General features: G+C 61.0%; 15 protein-coding genes and 2 pseudogenes. 10 read left to right on the plus strand and 7 right to left on the minus strand.

The genetic code is table 11. The features are described 5' to 3' along the window. The 4 genes and pseudogenes from MUW49_RS11570 to ybcJ all read left to right on the plus strand — a co-directional run. A partial coding sequence (locus MUW49_RS11570; protein ID WP_202904331.1) for a transposase occupies window positions 1-83 on the plus strand: 83 nt, incomplete at its 5' end. A 58-nt stretch (window positions 84-141) separates the two neighbouring features. Next, window positions 142-1173: pseudogene (locus MUW49_RS11575) on the plus strand (alpha/beta fold hydrolase); the annotation flags it as partial. Beyond that, the gene (locus MUW49_RS11580; protein WP_010674881.1) at window positions 1170-1574 is read left to right on the plus strand and encodes a MaoC family dehydratase; all 405 of its coding nucleotides are present in this window, start codon (window positions 1170-1172) and stop codon (window positions 1572-1574) included. The pseudogene MUW49_RS11575 and the gene MUW49_RS11580, both read left to right, overlap by 4 nt. A 165-nt stretch (window positions 1575-1739) precedes the next feature. Beyond that, entirely contained in the window at window positions 1740-1973 is a 234-nt protein-coding gene (gene ybcJ / locus MUW49_RS11585; protein WP_010674882.1) for a ribosome-associated protein YbcJ, read from the plus strand. Between the two features lie 156 nt (window positions 1974-2129). On the opposite strand, the gene MUW49_RS11590 is transcribed toward ybcJ, so the two are convergent. Next, the gene (locus MUW49_RS11590; RefSeq protein WP_010674883.1) at window positions 2130-2603 is read right to left on the minus strand and encodes a DUF4442 domain-containing protein; all 474 of its coding nucleotides are present in this window, start codon (window positions 2601-2603) and stop codon (window positions 2130-2132) included. Window positions 2604-2967: 364 nt separating this feature from the next. Then, window positions 2968-3821 (minus strand): IS5 family transposase gene (locus tag MUW49_RS11595; RefSeq protein ID WP_113725556.1). Its coding sequence is split into 2 segments (ribosomal slippage): window positions 2968-3479 and window positions 3479-3821, totalling 855 coding nucleotides; the frame shifts between segments, so codons are not numbered across the junction. Between the two features lie 141 nt (window positions 3822-3962). On the opposite strand from MUW49_RS11595, the gene MUW49_RS11600 reads away from it, so the two are divergent. Together MUW49_RS11600 and MUW49_RS11605 are read left to right on the plus strand one after the other, a co-directional pair. Beyond that, a complete protein-coding gene (locus MUW49_RS11600; RefSeq protein ID WP_223917421.1) occupies window positions 3963-4319 on the plus strand; it encodes a hypothetical protein in 357 nt (118 codons plus the stop codon). Window positions 4320-4428: 109 nt separating this feature from the next. Continuing rightward, window positions 4429-5144: pseudogene (locus MUW49_RS11605) on the plus strand (hypothetical protein). 55 nt (window positions 5145-5199) lie between these two features. Here the strand turns inward: MUW49_RS11605 and MUW49_RS11610 are convergent. From MUW49_RS11610 to MUW49_RS11620, 3 genes are all read right to left on the minus strand, one after another. Beyond that, entirely contained in the window at window positions 5200-6951 is a 1752-nt protein-coding gene (locus MUW49_RS11610; RefSeq protein WP_049636011.1) for an ABC transporter transmembrane domain-containing protein, read from the minus strand. 109 nt (window positions 6952-7060) lie between these two features. Beyond that, entirely contained in the window at window positions 7061-8797 is a 1737-nt protein-coding gene (locus tag MUW49_RS11615) for an ABC transporter transmembrane domain-containing protein (RefSeq protein ID WP_029314593.1), read from the minus strand. 139 nt (window positions 8798-8936) lie between these two features. Next, window positions 8937-11735: a response regulator gene (locus tag MUW49_RS11620; protein ID WP_045524566.1), complete on the minus strand. Its 2799-nt coding sequence runs from the start codon at window positions 11733-11735 to the stop codon at window positions 8937-8939. Window positions 11736-11888: 153 nt separating this feature from the next. On the opposite strand from MUW49_RS11620, the gene trxC reads away from it, so the two are divergent. The 3 genes from trxC (at window position 11889) to MUW49_RS11635 (ending at window position 14640) form a co-directional block, all read left to right on the plus strand. After that, on the plus strand, window positions 11889-12329 hold the full coding sequence (trxC, locus tag MUW49_RS11625; protein WP_010674892.1) for a thioredoxin TrxC: 441 nt from the start codon (window positions 11889-11891) through the stop codon (window positions 12327-12329). Window positions 12330-12483: 154 nt separating this feature from the next. Beyond that, window positions 12484-13872 carry a DASS family sodium-coupled anion symporter gene (locus tag MUW49_RS11630; RefSeq protein WP_043155181.1) on the plus strand — a complete coding sequence of 463 codons (1389 nt, stop codon included), beginning with the start codon at window positions 12484-12486 and terminating at the stop codon, window positions 13870-13872. 201 nt (window positions 13873-14073) lie between these two features. Continuing rightward, window positions 14074-14640, plus strand: a complete 567-nt coding sequence (locus MUW49_RS11635) for a cytochrome b/b6 domain-containing protein (RefSeq protein WP_081844077.1) — start codon at window positions 14074-14076, stop codon at window positions 14638-14640. A 281-nt stretch (window positions 14641-14921) separates the two neighbouring features. Here the strand turns inward: MUW49_RS11635 and MUW49_RS11640 are convergent, their stop codons facing one another. Next, a complete protein-coding gene (locus tag MUW49_RS11640; RefSeq protein ID WP_043155186.1) occupies window positions 14922-17396 on the minus strand; it encodes a glycogen/starch/alpha-glucan phosphorylase in 2475 nt (824 codons plus the stop codon). A gap of 393 nt (window positions 17397-17789) precedes the next feature. Continuing rightward, window positions 17790-17987 (minus strand): DUF4250 domain-containing protein, encoded by a 198-nt coding sequence (locus tag MUW49_RS11645; protein ID WP_005323525.1) that lies wholly within the window; start codon window positions 17985-17987, stop codon window positions 17790-17792. A gap of 234 nt (window positions 17988-18221) precedes the next feature. Between MUW49_RS11645 and MUW49_RS11650 the strand changes: the two genes are divergently transcribed. Beyond that, the gene (locus tag MUW49_RS11650; protein ID WP_010674896.1) at window positions 18222-18701 is read left to right on the plus strand and encodes a cell division inhibitor; all 480 of its coding nucleotides are present in this window, start codon (window positions 18222-18224) and stop codon (window positions 18699-18701) included. Window positions 18702-18936: the final 235 nt, after the last annotated feature.

Genomic DNA, 18936 nt, shown 5'->3' on the forward strand with positions numbered 1-18936 from the left:
GGTCACGCTCTTACTTTGCGGGCTCTTGCGGCGGAGCACCGTTGGAGGTGATCAAGCAATACATTCAAAACCAGCGGGGCTGACGCCCCGGCGAAATTCCCCTCCCACCTACGTCGGAGGGAGTCCCCTTTCGCATTTAAGATGGACATGCGCCCCCAGAACTCCCTGGTGGCCTGGCTGGTCGCCCAGGGGCAGACGGTCTTCATGATCTCCTGGCGCAACCCGGGGGTGGCACAGGGGCAGGTCGATCTCGACGACTACGTGGTGGACGGGGTCATCGCCGCCCTGGACGCCGTGGAGGCAGCCACCGGCGAGCGGGAGGTGCACGGCATCGGCTACTGCATCGGTGGCACTGCGTTGTCACTCGCCATGGGCTGGCTGGCGGCGCGGCGCCAGAAGCAGCGGGTGCGTAGCGCCACCCTGTTCACCACCCTGCTGGACTTCTCCCAGCCCGGGGAGCTTGGCATCTTCATCCACGAGCCCATCATCGCGGCGCTGGAGGCGCAGAACGAGGCCAGGGGCATCATGGACGGGCGCCAGCTGGCGGTCTCCTTCAGTCTGCTGCGGGAGAACAGCCTCTACTGGAACTACTACATCGACAGCTACCTCAAGGGCCAGAGCCCGGTGGCATCCGATCTGCTGCACTGGAACAGCGACAGCACCAACGTGGCGGGCAAGATCCACAACAGCCTGCTGCGCCGACTCTACCTGGAAAACCAGCTGGTGAAGGGGGAGCTCAAGATCCGCCACACCCGCATCGCTCTCGCCAAGGTGAAGACCCCGGTGCTGCTGGTGTCCGCCGTGGACGATCACATCGCCCTCTGGCAGGGAACCTGGCAGGGCATGGCGCTGTTCGGGGGCGAACGGCGCTTCATTCTGGCCGAATCCGGGCACATCGCCGGCATCATCAATCCACCGGATGCCAACAAATACGGCTTCTGGCAGAGCGAGGTCGAGGCGGACAGCCCGGCGCAGTGGCTGGCGGGGGCGACCCACCAGAGCGGCTCCTGGTGGCCCGAGATGATGCGCTTTATCAAAGACCGTGACGAAGCAGAACCCGTCCCCGCCCGGCAGCCTGTCGAGGGGCTGGAGGCGGCCCCCGGCAGCTACGTCAAGGTACGGCTCAATCCGGTGTTTGCCGGCGTCAGGATGCAAGAAGAGGAACCCGCATGAGTACACAACCCCTTGCCGTGGGCCAGAAGGCTCGCCTGACCAAGCGCTTCGGCCCGGCCGAGGTGGCGGCCTTCGCCGGCCTCTCGGAGGATTTCAATCCCCTGCACCTGGACCCGGACTTTGCCGCCACGACGGTGTTCGAGCGCCCCATCGTCCACGGAATGCTGCTGGCGAGCCTCTTCTCCGGGCTCCTCGGGCAGCAACTGCCCGGGAAAGGGAGCATCTATCTGGGCCAGAGCCTCTCCTTCACGCTCCCGGTGTTCGTGGGGGACGAGGTGACGGCGGAGGTGGAGGTGATTGCCCTTCGAAGCGACAAGCCCATCGCCACCCTGGCCACCCGCATCTTCACCCAGGGCGGCGCCCTCGCCGTGACGGGGGAAGCGGTGGTGAAACTCCCTTGAGCGCCAGTGGCCCCCAGAGATACAACCAGCCCGGTCGGGCTGGTTTTATTGCCTGTGCTCGCCCCTTTTTCGGGGCAATTCGGCCCGGGCCCTTTCCCTGCCCCGCCTAACTGCCTAGAATGAGCCCCCGCTGTTTCAGCCATTCATCCAGCTAGAGGATTTCCCATGGAGACGTTTCTGCTCGAAGGTCACCCCTTCGTTGCCTTGTGTGACCTGATCAAGCATCAGGGTTGGGCCGATTGTGGCGGTGCCGCCAAGGCGCTGGTCGCCGAGGGCCTGGTGGAAGTGGACGGTCAGGTCGAGACCCGCAAACGCTGCAAGATAGTCGCCGAGCAGGTGGTCAACTTCAACGGCATGAAGGTAGTCGTGAAAGAAGGCGTCAGCCCCGAGATCCTCTGATCCTGACGCCCTGCCACGCAAGCGCTACCCAGCACAGTGGCCGAGCGGGCGGTCAACTTCAACGGCATGAAGCATGAAGGCCGTGGTGAAGGAAGGGAGCAGTCCCGAGATCCTTTGATACCGGCTTGAACAAGGGCGCCAAGCGCCCTCTGGCCTTCAGCTTGCCTTGATGGAGAGGGTCAGCACAAAGCGGGCCATGGCCTCGTCGCCGTTGCGCGACGGGCAGGTGGCCACCACCTGGATGGGGCGGTTGATGCGCTGACCGCTCGCCAGGGACTCGTCGATCATGGCGTCGATAAGCTCCCCCGCCGCGCAATCAAACTGCACGTCCCCCTCCGGGCGCTTCAAAAACTCCCCTTGCACATCCTTGAAGGCAAAATGCACCTTCTTGCGCCGCGCCCGCCCCTTCTCCATGACCAGGAGCCCCCCCACCAGGTCGGCACCGGTGGCGAGCGCCCCGAAATACATGCTGCCCAGGTGGTTGCGGGTGCGCCAGCCCAGCGGAATGCGGATGCGCAGCGCCCTGGCGTCCATCTGCTCGATGACGGGGGCACAGAAACCAATGACGGGAATGTAGCGCCAGGCGAACAGACGCAGGGCGAGGTTGGCTTTGAGGCGTTGCAGGTCCATTGCAAACTGATCCGATGAGTAAATGTGATACAAATGTTGCCAGTCTGCTTCCCGATAGACAAGCCTCCCGTGCCATCCCTGTGAGCGGCCCCCCAAAGGGTATTTGCAAAATTCATGCAATGGCCAGGTTCTATTTGCCTGGCAAATGATAAAATCGGCCTTTCCTGACCCCGGGTCGCCCCTCTCTTTTCCCTTTTTCCGATTTTTTTCAAGGTCCCGCCCCGGATGACGGGACCATGACGGCCATATTCGAATGAAACACAACGAGAAATACTCCCCGTCTGGGGGCTAGCCCAGGATCCCGCCCCCGCCACTGGGATTATTCGCAGTAACCAAACCCCCTCTCCCTCGCTAGGCTGTGTTCTCAAAATGCTGGTTTTCTGTCCACCAATAGCTCTCGTAAGTAACGAAGGCAGAAAGCCAGCTTGATAAAAGCAGCAAAACTTCCCGCCAGCTTTTCATATCTCGTTGAGAATCGGCGAAACTTCTTCAGCCATCCGAAGCACCGCTCGACCACATTTCGCCTGCGATAACGAGCTTTGTCTAATACCAGAGGTCGTCCCTTATGGTGCCGCTGCTGGTCGCTGCGCTGCGGGATGACTGCTTTTATCCCTCTGCGCCGGAGTTCGGCCCGCAAAGCCCTGCTGCTATAGGCCTTATCTGCGGCAAGATGCGTTGGTCGCGTGCGATAACGGCCTGATGAAGTCGGGATCCTTGCCATGGCCAACGCACTTGTCGCATATCTGATTTCCGCTGATTGCCCCGGCGAAAGGCAGAACCCCAGCGGTAAACCATTACCATCAGTGACCAAGTGAATTTTGCTGCCAAAACCACCACGAGAGCGACCAAGTGCTTGATTCACCGGAGTGTTTTTTTACGCGCTCCGGCAGCATCTTTGGATACCCTGACATTGGAGCCGTCCAGGCACCACAGGTCGAAATCGATGAGCCCTTCTTCATTGAGCTTGAGTTGCAGCGCTTCCAGAATGGCATCAATCCGGCCTGCATCCTGCCAACGCCGGAAGGTGTTGTAGACCGAATTCCATGGTCCGAAACGTTCTGGAAGGTCTCGCCAAGGAGCTCCGGTGTGGAGTATCCAGAGAATGCCATCGAGCACTTGGCGCGGTTCATGGGTAGGGCGCCCGATCAGGCTTCGAGAAGGAAACTGGGGCTCGATAAGCCCCCATTGTGCATCAGTCAGCTGATAACGGTGGGACACGGAATGGATCTTAAGCTGTTGAGAAGATGTGAGATTATATCTTCATCACTTTAAGAACACAGCCTAGGCTGTTGCTGGCCAGGAAGTAGCCACTCGGCACCGGGTCAACCCGTCTACCAATCTCACCATAAGGATAGAGAGATGAGTCACGTGCAACAGTTGTTCAACGGGGGCGAGAGCGCCGGTACTTTCCAGCTCAACTTCAACAACAACCGTGTCTACGAGCTGTTTGGCCGGGAGTACCTCAAGTGCTATGCCAACCTCAGCGCCAAGGGGAAGATGAGCAAGCCCCTGCCCACCGGGCCGCTGAGCTACACCGTCGACTTCGCCATGGATTGCGGCTGCAGTTCGGTGCTGTTTGACTTCAACCTCGCCTACAAGAAGACCTTCGGCAACCAGTTGCAGGCCCCCCTGTGGCGCGAGTCGGACTACGAGGCCGTAGCTGGTGCTCTGCCAGCTGGTGCGCGAGGCACCGGCCAACCGCCTGAGCAACCATGATCAGTTCGCCGAGGCCGAGGCCTTCTTCAACGACGTCAATCTGCCCGACACCGTCCGGGCGGTGGGCAGTGATCCCTATGCCGACAAGGACGGCCTGGTGGAGTTCATCGTGGCCAACGAGCTGCTGGACGATCCCGCAGTCATGGCCAAGCTGGCGGAACAGAAGGCCTACCTCATCGCCATCACCTCCGTGGTCACCGCCTACATCAACCGTTACGCCGAAGCCTATGGCGAGCAGTACAAGACGGACGCGGATCTCTGGGCCAGGGCCCTCTCCAAGATCCCCCTGATGGGGCCGAGCAAGATCGATCAGCAGAGCTACAGCCGCCACATCAAGGGGCTCAGCATCGCCACCGACTTCATCAACTTCATCATGGACGTGGTGGTGAGCCAGGGCACCACGGCGCTGGCCAGCTTCAACAAGTTCCTGCAAAAGCAGGGGGATGCCATCCGCTTCGGGGTGGAGAACAACAAGGACTTCACAAGACCATCACGGTGGGGGTCACAGTGGAAGTGTTCAAGGTGGGCAACGAGCTGGTCTATGTGCCGAAGATCAAGCAGTACCGCGTCAACTTCGACCGCCAGAACAGCAAGTTCACCTCCGCCTGTGCCAGCGCCGAGTTCGTCGACATCTACTTCAACTACCTCTATGCCGCCAACGTGTTCGACTACGAGGCCCTCAAGGACCCCGAGATCAAGCGCGACTTCGACAACTTCATCCAGAAGCAGCGCAAGGCACAAATTGAAGAAGCGGATACCTTCTTCAACGATGACTTCCCGCCCCTGGAACCCAAGCTGGTCAGCCGCAGCAAGGTCACGGTGTAACCCTGCCTGTCAAAAAAAACAGCCGGCAGATGCCGGCTGTTTTTTTAGGTGGGCCTCAGGCCCGTTTCTCTTCAAGCCAGGCCCCCTGGCTCTGCATCTCGAACAGCTGGGCATAATGCCCCCCCAGCGCCATCAGCTCGCCGTGGGTGCCGCGCTCGCTCACCCACCCGCGGGAGAGCAGCAGGATTTCATCGGCATCCACAATGGTGGAGAGACGGTGGGCGATGGCGATGGTGGTGCGGCCACGGCGTGCCGCCGAGAGCGCCTGGGAGAGGGCGAGCTCGGTCTGGGAGTCCACGCTCGCGGTCGCCTCGTCCAGGATGAGGATGCGCGGATCCCCCACCAGGGCGCGAGCAAAGGAGAGCAGCTGGCGCTGGCCAGCGGAGAGGTTCTTGCCCCCCTCCTCCATCAGGGTGGCCAGGCCATCGGGCAGGCGGCGCACGAAATCGGCCAGCTGCACCTCCTCCAGGGCCTGCCAGAGCCGCCCATCCTCGATGCCGTCACGCCCAAGGCGCAGGTTCTCGGCCAGGGTGCCGACGAAGATGAAAGGATCCTGCTGCACCAGGCCGATGCTGCGGCGCACCGCCGAGAGAGCCAGGCCGTTCATGGGGTGATCATCGAAGTGGATGCTCCCCCGATCCAGGGGGTAGAAACCCATCAGCAGGCTGATGATGGTGGACTTGCCGCTGCCGGTGTGGCCCACCAGCGCCAGCATCTGGCCCGGCCGGGTGGCAAAGCTCACATCTTGCAGCACCTGCTGCTCCCCGTCGTAGGAGAAGCCCACCCCGTCGAAGCGTACCCGTCCCTCCAGGGGGCGCACCTCCCCGTCGGTGCTCTCGCGGGTTTCATCGAGCAGGGCGAATACCCGCTCCCCCGCCACCATGGCCTGCTGCAACTGGTTGAGCTGGTTGGTCATCTCGATGAGGGGCTCGATCATCCGCCCCAGATAGCTGATGAAGGCGTAAAGCACCCCCACCTGAATGGCCCCCGCCGTGCTCAGCCCCTCGTGGGCAAACAGGGCCAGCAGACCGATGAGCACCATCATGTAGAAGAGATCGATGAGGGGGCGCAGCAGGATGCCGTTGATCTTGAGGCTCTTGATCCGCGCCTGCCAGTGCTGCTGGTTCACCCCCGCAAAAGCAATGGCGAAGTGGCGCTCCTGCACCATGGCCTGGATCACCGGCATCCCCTGCAACGACTCGTTGAGACGGCTGTTGATGTCGGAGAGCAAGGATCGGGTCGCCCGCACCACGGGCACGCTCAGTTTCTGGTAGAGCCACATCACGGCCCCCACCGCCGGCAGCAGGGTGGCGCACACCAGCATCAGGTGAAAGTCCAGCAGCGCCATGGAGAGCAGGATGCCGCACAGGAGCACCACTTTTTGCACCAGGAGCCCTATCACCTGGACATAGAGGTTCATGATCGCCTCGGTGTCGTTGGTGATGCGGGAGATGAGGGAGCCCGAGCGGTGCTTGTCGAAATAGCGGGCAGGCAGGCGGATGGCGGTGGCGAACACCTGCTCGCGCAGACGCTGCACCACCGCCTGGGCGATGCGGTTGAAGCGCAGGGATTGCAGGTAGAAGCCGGCCGCCGACAACACCTGCAACCCCAGATAACCGGCGGCAAGGGCGGCGATGATGCCCCACTCCAGCCGGCGCGGCGCCAGGTAGTCATCGATGAAGAGCTTGATGAGCAAGGGACCCGCCACCTCGGCGCCGGTGGCGAGCAGCAGGCAGATGCCCGCCTGCACCAGCCAGCGGGGGTAGCTGGCGCAGTAGGCGAGCAGCCGTTTGATGGTTGGATTCACAGACTTGCCTCCAGCGCAACGTTCCACGGGAATTGACTCTCTTTGCTCCCCTCTCCGCTCGCGGGAGCCGGGCGGGGGGTGAAGGAAACCAGGGGCCTTGTCATCCTGTTCACAGGCTCTCCTCCACGTCCTGCTCCAGGCGCTGGTAGCGGACCATGTCCGCGTACCAGCCGTTCCTGGCCATCAGGGTCTCGTGACGGCCCCGCTCGCTGATCGCGCCCTGTTCCAGCACCAGGATCTCGTCCGCCTGCTCCACCGCCGTCATGCGGTGGCTCACCAGCACCAGGGTGCGCTTGTGGACCTTGAGGGCCAGCAGGATCTGCTGCTCGGTGTGGGCATCCACCGCCGAGAGGGCGTCATCCAGCACCAGGATAGGGGCATCCAGCAGCAGGGCGCGGGCGATGGCCAGACGCTGCTTCTGACCGCCGGAGAGGGTCACCCCCTTCTCTCCCACCTCGGTTTCATACCCTTTGGGGAAGCGACTGATGTCGTCGTGAACGCAGGCGATGCGCGCCACCCGCTCAATCTCCTCCCGGCTCGCCTCGGGGCGGCCCAGGGCGATGTTGGCCGCGATGGTGGTGGAGAACAGAAACGGCTCCTGGGGCACATAGGCAAACTGGCTGCGCAGCTCACCCAGCGACAGTTGCGAGATGGGCACCTCCCCCATGCGGATCTCCCCGGCCGTGGGGTTGGCCAGGCGCATCAGCAGCTTGAGCAGGGAGCTCTTGCCTGCCCCGGTGCGTCCCACTATCCCCAGCATGGCGCCAGCCTGCAGGGTGACATCCACCCCCTGCAACAGGGTGCGCTGCTCCAGCCGGTAGCCCAGCCCCAGCACCCGCAGGGGAAAGGCCGAGGCCAGCGCCATGGGATGGGCCGGCTCCTCGATGTCGCTGTGCTCCCCCAGCAGGCTTTCGATGCGCGAGTAGGCGGCGCTGCCCCGCTCGATGATGTTGAACAGCCAGGCGATGGCGAACATGGGCCAGATGAGCTGGCCGAGGTACATGGTGAAGCTGGTGAGCTCCCCCAGAGTCAGCTTGTCTTGCAGCACCAGGGCGCTGCCCCCTGCGACAGCCAGAAAATAGGAGCAGCCGATGCACAGGTAAATCACGGGGTCGAACTTGGCGTCGATGCGGGCCACCGCCATGTTGCGCTCCCCCGCCTGACGGGTCAGCTCGGCAAAGCCCTCGTCCTCTAGGGATTCGACCGCGTAGGATTTGAGCACCCGCACCCCGGAGAGGGCCTCCTGGGTCTTGTTGTTGAGGCGGGAGAAGGCCCCCTGAGCCGCCTTGAACTCCTTGTAGATCTGGGTCCCGAAGCGGTTCATGAAGAAGGCCATCACCGGCAGGGGCAGCAGGGAGAGCAGGGTCAGCTGCCAGGAGTACTGGCTGCACATGATGGAGAGCACCAGGATGCCGACGATGAAGGAGTCCACCAGGGTCAGTACCCCTTCCCCTGCGGTCATCTCCACCGCCTGGATGTCGTTGGTGGCGTGGGCCATCAGATCACCGGTGCGGTGGCGCTGGTAGAAATCCGGGCTCATGCGGGTGAAGTGGCTGAACAGCCGGTTGCGCAGCACGTAGGCGAGCCGGTAGGAGGCACCGAACAGCATGACCCGCCACACGTAGCGCAGCAGGTAGATAAGCAGTCCCAGGCCAAAAAGCCCCGCCAGATAGCCGGTCAGGGTGCCGCTGTCCAGGTCACCCTTGGCGATGCCATCCACCACCCAGCCCACCACCTTGGGGGGGATCACGGTAAACAGGGCCACCAGCATCAGCAGGGAGATGGCCACCAGATAACGCCGCCACTGATCCTTGAAAAACCAGCCAAGCCGCAAAAATACGCTCACAGAGAAGTCCTTGGTCGCGGCGCGCTGCCGCGTGATCATGAAGAGAAGCTCAATACAATCGCCCCCTGGCGGGGGCGAACGAGTGGGTCATCATAGCCTGAAGCGGGTGACTTGAGAACGATTGCTATCTTGCCCTCCCTCAGAGCCGCTTGTCGGGGGGCGAAAACGGGAAAGCGACCGACTCCTGCTGCTCCCCGGTGAGCAGGAAGTGGGAGACCTCCTCCCGGGTCTGGGTAAAGACCTGCTGCAACTGGTTGAGCTCCCCCTCGCTCAGCTCCTCCTGCAGCCGCAGCCGCCACTCCAGTTCCCCGGCCAGCAGTTGCAGGCGGGAAGCGGAGATGTTGGCCGAGACCCCCTTCAGGGTATGCAGCAAGCGGCACGCCACTTCGGGCTGCTGGCGACGCAGGGCGGTGCGGATGTCCCACAGATCGTCCTTGTGCTCGGAGAGGAACAGCTTGAAGAGGATCTGCAGCGCCTCCCTGTCATGCTCCAGCCGGCGCAGGGCATCCTCCAGATCCAGCACGCCCATGAGGGCCGGCGGCTTGACCTCGATGGGCACCTTGGGCTCCCCGCCGCTGCTCTTCACCCATTGCAGCAGGTTGTTGTAGAGATCGAGCTTGCTCACCGGCTTGGTGACATAGCCGTTCATGCCGACGCCAAGGCAGCGCTCCCTGTCCCCCGGCATGGCGCTGGCGGTGAGGGCGATGATGGGCACATCATGCTTGTCCACCATCTTGCGGATCTGGCGGGTGGCATCCAGCCCGTCCAGCACCGGCATCTGCAGATCCATCAGGATGACGTCGAACGGCTGCTCCGCCACCTGCTCCACCGCCTCGCGGCCGTTGTCCACCACGGTGACCTTGGCCTCCACCCGGCGCAGGTACTCCAGAATGAGCTGCTGGTTGACCCGGTTGTCCTCGGCCAGCAGCACCCGGGTACCACGCAGCAGCTCCCGGAACTGCTGCTGATCCCCCTGTGCCTCCGCCTGGCGGACCTTGCTGTCATGGGAGCTGCCGTTGAGCAGTTCGTCCACCTTGGCCAGCAAGGCGTTTTCGGTCATGGGCTTGGCCAGGAAGTGGGTCAGTCCCATGCTTTCCATCCGCCCGTGCAGCCCCTCCCTGGACCAGGCGCTGGTCATCAGGACAGGCAGGCGCCGCCACTGGCTGTGCTGGTACATCTCGAGGGCCAAGTCCAGGCCATCCTCCTGACCCATGCGCCAGTCGAGGATGGCGAGGCGGATGTGATGCCCCTCTTCACGCAGCACCTGACGGGCGCGGGAGAGGCTGTTGACCGTGATGACGGACGCCCCCGCCCGCCCCAGGATGTCCTTGGCCAGTTCCAGCACCAGCTCATTGTCATCCATCATCAGGATCAGGGGCTGGTGATCGAAGAAGACCCGGCGCCCCGAGACCCCGTACACCGCTTGGGAGATGGGGATCTCGAACAGGAAGGTGGAGCCCACCCCGGGTTTGCTCTGCACGGTGATCTCCCCGCCCATCAGCCCCACCAGGCGCTGGGAGATGTTGAGGCCAAGCCCGGAGCCGCCATATTTGCGGGTATTGCCCGCCTCCAGCTGGGTAAAGGGCTGGAACAGCTGGGCCTGCTTCTCCGGGGCGATGCCGATGCCGGTATCCCGCACGCTGAAACAGACCCGCATGGGATGCTGGCTGGTGAGGGTGATGGCCACCTCCACCTCGCCCCGCTCGGTGAACTTGATGGCATTGTTCACCAGGTTGACCAGTACCTGACCGAGGCGCAGCGGATCCCCGCGCAGAAAGTCGGGCACGGCGGGAGACTTGTTGATGATGACCTCGATGTGCTTGCGCTCCGCCAGATCCGCGAACATGGCGGCGAGGGAGTCGAGCTGCTCGCTGAGATCGAAGTCGATCTCCTCCAAGGTCAACTTGCCGGACTCCACCTTGGTGAGATCCAGAATGTCGTTGATGAGCAGCAGCAAGGTGTCCGACGAGGATTTGATCTTGTTGAGATAGTCCCGCTGCTGGGGATCCAGACTGGTTTGCAGTGCCAGGGCGCTGAAGCCGATGATGGCATTCATGGGGGTGCGGATCTCGTGGCTCATGTTGGCCAGGAAGTCGCTCTTGGCCTGGGCCAGCAGCGCGGCATGGCGAGAGAGCTCGCTCAGCTTCTGGTTGCGACGCCACAGGGTCGCGGCCACTAGCGAGAAGCAGAGCAGCGCCCCCCCCAGCACCATCAGGTAGAAGCGGCTCTTGAGGGAGGAGGCCCGCTCCAGCTTGCTCTGCTTCCAGGCGGGCAGTGAGCTCAGCCCCTTCATCTCCACCACCTGATTGCGCAGGCGATGGTACTCCATCACCTGCTGATTGAACTCCTGGCCCAGCCGGACGAGGGCCGCGACCCTCGGCTGCTCGCCATAGCGGTCAAGCAGGTGCTGCTGGAGTTGCAACAGTTGTCGCTGCTCGTTCTGATCCCAGCTACGTCTGAGGTAGTGGTGCAGGCGCATGAGTTCGGTCAGGTCGCGGTACTGCGCCTCACCGACCGGCAGGGTGCCTTGCAACGCCTTGAGCTGGCCCTGGAAGCGGGGAGCCAGATACTCGATGGTCATCTCCATGGTGTAGAGCCTGGCGAGATCCAGCAGATAACCGTCGATGTCCCGCTGCAACGCCTGGGAGCCGGGGTCGTCCACCGACTCCGGATCCTCGTGCACCAGCCTGACGAACCTGTCCAGGTGACTGGAAAGCAGGCTCAGGCGTTGCTGTACGCTGCCATCGCTGGCCTTCTCGCGCCCCAGCAGATAGACGGTATCGGTATTGACCCGATTGAGCACCATCTCAGCCGCCACGCTCAAATCGAAGGCACGCTGCTGCTGGCTGAGCAACTGCCAGCAATAGGCAGAAAAGCCCACCAGCGATACGATGATAAGGCCAAAGACAACACGATTGCCCCGTGCAACACTCTTCATCCCGTCTCGATTCTCATGTCATGGTCGGCCATCCGGTGACATCAGGTCACGGCCGGAGGCCAACTGTGAAAAACCACTGAGTGCTATGTTACCGTTAGTCGGCGCTCTGATTGCAATAAAGATGTTGCCGGGCCATGAAATAAGGAAGCAATTATGTCACTTGTCACCACCTATTGTAGCCAATGCTTTACCCGCAACCGCCTGCCTGTCGAAAAAGCAGACTCAAACGCGAAGTGTGGCCGCTGTCGTCACGCCCTCTTCGAACAAACCCCGGTGGCGGGGCGTCAGGCCAGCTTCGATGCCCTGATCCAGTCCGACATCCCGGTGGTGGTGGACTTTTGGGCAAGCTGGTGTGGCCCCTGCCTGCAGTTTGCCCCCGTCTTTCAGGAGGTCGCCCGGGAGCTTGAGCCCCGCCTTCGCTTCGTGAAACTCGATACCGAGCAGGAGGCCGCCATCGCAGGTCGCTATGGCATTCGCAGCATTCCTACCCTGATGGTCTTCCAGCGGGGGGAGATCCTGGCACAGCGCAGCGGCTCCCTGCCCAAGAGCCTGTTCAAGGAGTGGCTGCTCTCCTTCACCTCCCCCGTCAAATGAAAATGAAATGTTTCATTTCTGTTTGATTGAAGATCCATTTTCACTTGACTCTGTGAGTCGCCACATGATTTGACCATATCCCCCTGTTTCAAACAGGGGGATATATGTAACCTCGGCATCACAACAACAACCATAAATTAACCGAGAGAACGTTATGCACACATCGGCTGTACCTCCGACTCCCCCCTCACGCTGGCTGGACATCAAGTCCGGGATCGTCATCCTGGATCTGCTCCTGCTCTGCGCCATGCTGGCATGGCTCCCGTTTGACCCCATGGTCAACAAGGGGCTGGCCATCCTGATCTTCATCGCCATCCTCTGGCTGACCGAGGCAGTGAACATCACCATCACTGCCATCTCCATCCCGGTGCTCGCCACCCTGCTCGGGGTGTTCGACATGAGCAAGTCGCTGACCGACTTTGCCAACCCCGTCCTGTTCCTCTTCTTTGGCGGCTTTGCCCTCGCGGCAGCCCTCTCCAAGCAGGGACTCGACACCCAGATCGCCGGCAAGGTGATGCAGCTCGCCAAGGGACACCTGGGCTGGGCTTCCATCGTGCTCTTCACCATCACGGCCGCCCTCTCCATGTGGATCAGCAACACCGCCACCGCGGCCATGATGATGCCGCTGGCACTCGGCATGCTGAAGGGGCTGGACGTTCACAAGGAGCGCCGCACCCTGGTCTTCGTGCTGCTTGGCGTCGCCTATAGCGCCAGCATCGGTGGCATCGGCACACTGGTGGGCAGCCCCCCCAATGCCATCGCCGCCGCTCAGATGGGCTTGGGCTTCACCGACTGGCTGGAGTTCGGCATCCCCGTGGTGATCATCTTCATGCCGGTAGGCATCGGCCTGCTCTATCTGGTCACCCGTCCTAATCTCTCCCACCAGGTCAGCACCGAGCAGGTCACCATCGAGTGGACAGGCCAGCGCAAGGTGACCCTGGCCATCTTCCTGACCACGGTGCTGCTGTGGATTGGATCCCAGCCTCTTGCCAAGGCACTGGGCGGCATTCCCCAGTTCGATACCCTGATCGCCATGGGCGCCATCCTGGCCATCGCCGTCAGCCGGGTCGCCAGCTGGGATGACATCAACCAGAACACCGACTGGGGCGTGCTGCTGCTGTTCGGGGGTGGTCTCACCTTGAGCGCCATCCTCAAGCAGACCGGGGCCAACGCCTTCCTGGCGGAGCACCTCTCCAGCGGCCTCTCCTCCATGCCCATCTTCGTGATCCTGCTCTGCCTGGCCGCCTTCGTGGTGTTCCTGACCGAGCTGGTCTCCAACACCGCCACCGCCGCGCTGCTGGTGCCGCTGTTCGCCGGGGTGGCCGAGGCTCTGGGGGTCTCCCCCATCGTGGTCTCCGTGCTGATCGCCGTCGGCGCCTCCTGTGCCTTCATGCTGCCGGTGGCCACGCCCCCCAACGCCATCGTCTTCGCCAGCGGCCATATCCAGCAGCGGGAGATGATGCGGGCCGGCCTGGTACTGAACCTGGTGTTCACCGTCATCCTGACCATGCTGGCCTATTTCATGGGGGATATCCTCCACTGAGGTTCGCCCCCTAATGCCCCTCCAAGCCCCGCATCGCCGGGGCTTTTTCTCGCCCCGAAACCACCGCACTCCCTACCCGTGACATCACGGCGACATTAACTCGCACTTAAGAAATCACCTCCATGATGCTGACAACGGCCATCACGCAGCCATGGCTGACGATGGCGATGATCATGGACATCACGACAAGGGGATCACCTCATGGGAAAGACGATGCAGAACAACCGTGAAATCATGGTATGGGATCCGGTGGTCAGGGGATTTCACTGGGCCACTGTGCTGTTGTGCGTGCTGAATCTCTTCATCCTTGAAGAGGGGGCGCGCAACCACCGCTATGCGGGATATGCGCTGGCCGGACTGCTGGCACTGCGCATCGTATGGGGATTCATCGGCTCCTATCATGCCCGCTTCGCCCAGTGGCTGCCGACACCGACCGGCGTCATCACCTATCTCAAGGAGACGATCAAGGGGCGCCACCCCTACTATGCCGGTCACAATCCTTTGGGGTCCTTGATGATACTGCTGCTGTTGACCTGCCTTGTCGGCACCGCCGCCAGCGGGATCATGACCGAATACGGGCCGCTCTCCGGCACCCATCGCATGGAAGAGATCCACGAGTTCTTTGCCAAGGGGCTGCAGGTGACCATCTTCGTCCATGTACTGGCCGTCATCGCCCTGGATCGCCTGGTACGGGGCGATCTCGTCAGGGCGATGATCACCGGCAAGAAACGGGTGCCGGCGGACACCCGGGTGGTCGACAGGCCCTGAGCCTCTCTCAACCCGACAGATGAAAAAAAACCCCGCATCGCGGCAATGCTGTTCAGATAAGCACTTTTTTGACTGATTATTCATAAATTGGATTTGAGTTGAGGGGGCAAGGCTGTGTCCAGTCGATCTTCCTCCAGCCTTTATCCAGCGGGGCTTGCAATAGAAAGAGGGAGGCATCATGCCTCCCTCGATTTTTTGTCCTGATACTACGTGGACTGGAACTCAAATTCTCTTAAGTGAACAGCATTGCCGCATCGCGGGGTTTTTCACTGGAGCAGACATCAGCCGACGCTGCAGCTCGTCAGTTTCCAGATCCGGTCTACGTAATCCTGGATGGAGCGGTCGGAGTTGAACTTGCCCATGGTGGCCGAGTTGATGATGGCCTTCTTCGCCCACAGGGCCGGATCCCGGTACCAGGCGTCGATCAGCTTGTGCGCCTCGGAGTAGGACTCGAAATCCGCCAGGGTCAGGTAAGGGTCTCCCCCTTCCAGCAGGGAACGCTTGATAGAGGAGAGTTCCCCCGGGCGACCCGGCGTGAAGTAGTCGGTATCAAACCAGTCCAGCACGGCTTTCAGTTCGGAGTTGGCGTAGTAGAAGTCATACGGGTTGTAGCCGCGCGCCTTCAGGGACTTCACCTCGTCCACATTCAGACCGAAGATGGCGCAGTTTTCGGCACCCGCCTCTTCGGCGATCTCGATGTTGGCTCCATCCAGCGTCCCGATGGTGATGGCACCGTTCAGCGCCATCTTCATGTTGCCGGTACCGGATGCTTCGTAACCTGCGGTGGAGATCTGCTCGGAGACATCCGCCGCCGGGATCAGCTTCTCGGCAAGGCTCACGCGGTAGTTCGGCATGAACACCACTTTCAGCTTGCCCTGGATACGGGCGTCGTTGTTGACCCGCTCCGCCAGCTTGTTGATGGCGTAGATGATGTCCTTGGCCAGCTTGTAGCCGGGCGCCGCCTTGGAGCCGAAGATGAACACCCGCGGATGCATGTCATAGTCCGGGTTCGCCAGCAGGCGACGGTAGAGCGCCATGATGTGGATGAGGTTCAGCTGCTGGCGCTTGTACTCGTGCAGACGCTTGATCTGGACGTCGAAGATCGCCTCCGCGCTCACGTCGATGCCGGTTTCCGCCTTGATGACCTTGACCAGCTTCTCCTTGTTGTGGCGCTTGATGGTCATGAACTGCTGCTGGAACGCCTTGTCGTCGGCAAACTTCACCACGCTGCGCAGCTTGTCCAGTTGCAGCGGCCACTCCTTGCCCACCACCTCGTTGTAGAGTTCGGCCAGTTCCGGGTTGCAGGCCAGCAGCCAGCGACGGGGAGTCACACCATTGGTGACGTTGCACATCTTCTCGGGCCACAGCTCGGCATACTCGGGGAAGAGATCTTCCTTCACCAGCTTGGAGTGGATCTCGGCCACGCCGTTCACCTTGGAGGAGCCGATGACGCACAGGTTGCCCATACGCACCTTGCGCACGTCACCCTCTTCGATGATGGAGAGCTTGGCCTTGATGGCATCGTTGCCCGGCCACTTGGGCTCCACCAGCTCGTTCAGGAAGCGGGCGTTGATTTCATAAATGATCTCGAGGTGACGGGGCAGTACCTTCTCGAACAGGCTGACGGACCACTTCTCCAGCGCTTCCGGCAGCAGGGTGTGGTTGGTGTAGGAGAAGACCTGATAGCAGATGCCCCAGGCGGTATCCCAGTTCAGCCCCTCTTCGTCCACCAGCACGCGCATCAGCTCGGGGATGGCCACGGTGGGGTGGGTATCGTTGAGCTGGATGGCGATTTGCGCGGCAAAGTTGCTGAAGTCACTGCCATGCACCCGCTTGTAGCGACGCATGATGTCCTTGATGGAGCAGGCGCAGAAGAAGTACTGCTGGATCAGGCGCAGCTCCTTGCCGGCGTCGGTCTCATCGTTCGGGTAGAGCACCTTGGAGATGGTCTCGGCCTGGGCCTTCTCGGCCTGGGAGTCGATATAACCACCGGCGTTGAACACGTCCCAGTCGAAGAACTCGGAGGCGCGGGATTCCCACAGACGCAGGATGTTGACGGTGTGACCACCGAAGCCGACCACCGGAATGTCCCAGGGCACCCCTTTGATCTTGCGACCGGCGTGCCACACCTTCTTCAGGCCACCCTTGTCACCAAAGACGGTCTCCACGTAGCCGTAGAGCGGGATCTCCTGCACCGATTCCGGGCGGCAGATCTCCCAGGGGTTGCCATATTCGCGCCAGGAGTCCGGACGCTCGATCTGACGGCCATCCTGAATTTCCTGACGGAACAGGCCGTGCTCGTAGTGGATGCCATAGCCCACCGCCGGGTAGTTCAGAGTGGCCAGGGAATCGATGAAGCAGGCAGCCAGACGACCCAGGCCGCCGTTGCCAAGGGCCATGTCAGGCTCTTGTTCACACAGATCGGTCAGTTCCAGACCAAGTTCACCCAGCGCCTCTTCACAGACTTTGTAGAGGGAGAGGTTGTGCAGGTTGTTGGAGGTCAAACGCCCCATCAAAAATTCAGCAGAGAGATAGTGAATCGCACGAGTATCTTTCTTGAAGTGAGCCTGCTGAGTACGGGTCAGGCGCTCGTACACCTGTTCATTGACGGCGGCAGCGGTCGCTTTCCACCAGGCATCCGGAGAGGCTTTCTGTTCGCTTGTACCCAAGGTAGAACGCAGGTGACGCACGATACTCGCCTTGAGCTGATCTTTATCCAGTTGGAGATCCTGGTCTGTCTTCTTCTTGGTAGCCATAAACCATTTTCCTTCGTTACAAATAAAAAATGTCATCCCATCGGGTGGACCGGCGCTGTTGTTATCTCAGAATATGCTCCGGCGGGGGCATACTAGCTAAAGCCAAGGGTTTAAAAGTTAACGTGAGTCACACTTTAACGCATAAAAATGACAGTTTCACCATGAAAACCCTTTCCTTGAGCCAGCCTGAATGAAATATAAATTTCGTTTTAAATCATAGTGATATAAGAAAACAAAAAAGATAGTTTCATGAATAGGTTTTCAATGATTGCCTGTGACTGAAAATACGTGAAAATAACCGCCGACTAGGGAGAAATTGAAAGCGCTTTCAATTCACACCCCCTCGTCAGGTAATAAAAAGGATGCCCCAATCGGAGCACCCTTTGATTTCAATTAACCATGTGCCTTGAACTGATTGCTCATAGGGTCGTAGTGATACCCGATCTGTTGCAGACGGGTAGCCAGCTGATCTTCTGTCATGTCGTAGTAAGCCAGCAGCTCTTCCAGACCATCACACTCCAGCCGCAGCTTCTCGTTGATGATCCCGAGCAGAATGTTCGCATCCAGTCGTTGCAAGGTACTAACGTCCATCTCGCTCCCTCCTCTCCCTATACAGGACTGTATAACCATGAGCGCCGACCCGAAGTTTGTCTACAGGTTAAAAAACACCCTGTATAAGGAAGATATAAATATCCTTTTTAATCATGTAGTTAAAGTCATCTCCTGTTAATCGGCTCACACTTTTAGCCACAAATGACTTGTCACTCCTTGCGAACAGAACTACTGTATGCGCATACAGCATGGTTATTCATACAGGAACGACATATGAGCCAGCCCCTGAATCTTTGCCCCCCCTCCTCCTCTGCCGGTCTGATCACCACCTGGCCCACTCGTCATCAGAGCAAGATGGGACAAGAGCAGCGGCGCGGCCCTCTCCATCAGGAAGCGCCGCTGCTGGATGCCCTGGGGCAACTGAGTCAGTCTGACAGTGGCTGGATCCTGCTCGTCGCCCCGCCCGGTCTGCCCGCCGCCGCGCAATTGCAGGCCAGAGGGATCAATCCTGCCAGGGTGCTTGTCGTGCACGCCCCCAAGATCAAGAATTGGCAGCGCCTGCTGGAGCAGAGCCTGATCAATGGTCACTGCGCCGCCGTGCTGACCTGGCTGCCCGAACAGGTCGCCCTGGACCGGAGCACATTGAGCACCCTGGGCCAGCGTGCCGGTGTCCTGACCCGCTTCTTCGAGCCCGCAACCCCTCTGGGTGGGGCACTGAGCTACGGCGGCCAGGATATCTACCTGAACCACTGATCGCCCCTTCGGCGTGACAGCCAATGCGCCGGCATTGCCCACCGGGTTATCCAGGCTTCCGACCCGGGATGCCATGGCGACAAAGACAAAGCAGCACAGCAGCACAGCAGCACAGCAGCACAGCAGCACAGCAGCACAGCAGCACAGCAGCACAGCAGCACAGCAGCACAGCAGCACAGCAGCACAGCAGCACAGCAGCACAGCAGCACAGCAGCACAGCAGCACAGCAGCACAG

It is taken from the genome of Aeromonas sp. LsrichE-8G, assembly GCF_022869435.1.
Taxonomy (GTDB): Bacteria; Pseudomonadota; Gammaproteobacteria; order Enterobacterales; family Aeromonadaceae; genus Aeromonas; species Aeromonas caviae.